The organism is Protofrankia sp. Cas8 (genome assembly GCF_963555845.1).
Classification (GTDB): Bacteria; Actinomycetota; Actinomycetes; order Frankiales; family Frankiaceae; genus Protofrankia.
Genome location: NZ_CAUVXI010000315.1, coordinates 2,519 through 4,529, shown reverse-complemented (window position 1 = coordinate 4,529; position 2,011 = coordinate 2,519). Strand labels below are relative to the sequence as shown.

At 68.2% G+C, this 2,011-nt stretch carries 1 protein-coding gene; it reads right to left on the bottom strand.

The window, feature by feature from the left end:
* Positions 1-28: 28 nt before the first annotated feature.
* The gene (gene ltrA, locus U9977_RS26025; RefSeq protein WP_322751921.1) at positions 29-1,447 is read right to left on the bottom strand and encodes a group II intron reverse transcriptase/maturase; all 1,419 of its coding nucleotides are present in this window, start codon (positions 1,445-1,447) and stop codon (positions 29-31) included.
* Positions 1,448-2,011: the final 564 nt, after the last annotated feature.

Here is a 2,011-nt window from a genome sequence, read left to right as displayed (position 1 = left end):
TCCACGGACTGACGCCAGAGGGCTGTGGTCATGCCGCGGTTGTCGCCCAGGGCGTCGGGATGTTCGCGGCCCGGTAGCGGTAACGGGTGACCGTGACCGTCTGGGGCTGGAACAGCACGACTCCGTCCTCGGTGGGACGCCAGTTGTCGAAGAACCGGCGGAATAGGACGGCCCACTTCGTCTTGCGGTATCGGCGGCGGATCCAGCGGTAAACTCGACGCCACGCGTACTCGTCGAGGTAGCCGAAGGTCGCCTTCGACACGCCATGTCGGAAGTAGGTGCACCAGCCGAGCAGCACCGGGTTGAGCTGGCGCAGCAGGGCCGCGAGCGACGGATGAGCTGTTCGTCGGGTCAGCGCGCGGACCCGACCGACGATCGCCGCGAGGGCTTTCTTGGACGGATAGGTGTAAACCACGCGCTTGGCCGTGCCTCGTTTGCGCCGCCGCTGGATGCGGAAGCCCAGAAAGTCGAGGCCCTCGTCGATGTGGCTGACCCGGGTTTTGGCCTCCGACAGGCGTAGGCCCATCGGCGCCAGGACCCGCGCGACGTCGTCCCGGAGCGTTTCGGCATCGGCACGGCTGCCGTGCACGAGCACGACGAAGTCGTCCGCGAAGCGGACGAGCCGGTAGTTCGCCAGCCCGGCCTTCCGCCGTTTCCGCCGCTGGTAGTCCGTCGCGCACATCGTCTGCCACGCCTCGGCGAAGTGATCGTCGAGAACAGACAGGGCGATATTGGCCAAAAGGGGCGAAATGATACCGCCCTGGGGAGTGCCGGTGCTGGTGTTCCGCACGAAGCCGTCCTTACCGAGGATCCCGGCTTGCAGGAACGCCTTCACCAGGGCGAGCACACGCCTGTCTCCGACCCGGCGACGCACCCGGTCCAGCAGGGCCATGTGGTCGATCGTGTCGAAGCACGCCTCGATGTCCCCTTCCACCACCCACTCATACGAACGGGAGGTGAACTGGTGAATCTCGGCGATCGCGTCGTGCGCCCGCCGCTTCGGACGGAACCCGTAGGAACACGGGCGGAAACCCGCCTCGAAGATCGGCTCCAGCACCAGCTTGAGGGCCGCCTGCACGACCCGGTCGGTCACGGTCGCGATCCCCAACCGGCGCACCTTCCCACCGGACTTCGGGATCAGCCGCTCCCGCGCGGGCACCGGCCTGAACCGCCGCGCTTTGAGATCCTCCCGCAGCGTCGCGAGAAGACCCGCCACGTCGACGACAGCGACCGGGGCCACCCCGTCGATGCCACCGGACCGCTTCCCTCGGTTCCCCCTGACCCGCCGCCACGCCACCACAAGTACGGCCGGGTCATAGACAAGGTTAAACAGATCATCAAACCGGCGGTCGGGATCGTCGACCGCCCACTGGTGCAGCTTGGTCTGCATCCGCAGTACCCGTGCCTCCGCCTCCTCCGACGTCGGCCACGGCGCGCCGATATTCACCGGCGACCTCCCGCCCCACAGGCCCGGTCGCTGCCAGACCGCTGCCGTCCTTCCCCATGCGACCGGCTCTCCCGGCCTCGGAGTACTACGACGGCTCCGCCACGCTCCGACACCACCAGCGGATAACGCGCCTGCCGGACAGGGAACACCCCGTCCAGCGGCGCCGGAACGTTTCCCACGTTCACCATGTCCCGGTCATCGGGGTCGGTGCCCAGCTTTGCCCCTGCGACATCGCCATGAGTACGCCGCAGACCTTCCCCATGGCCTCCCGGCCGCCGTCTTCACACAGCCAAGGAGTCGCCCATCCCACGTGGGCGTGCGCCGCGCTCCGGCCCGTATCCGCCAGGTTGGAGCCGGTGGATCTCTTGAGAGGCTTTACACGCTGGTTCCTCACGTACACCTTCCCGACTCGCTAGACCGACCCGGGCCGTCTGGCAGTCCCGACCCGCCCGGCCGTTGTCGCGGCTGCTCCCACCCTCCCCGCCGTCACGCGGATCAGGCTGCCGCCAGCTTCACCACCCCGCTGCGACAGGGCAGCGACGAAGGCCTTCCACCTCCATCCGG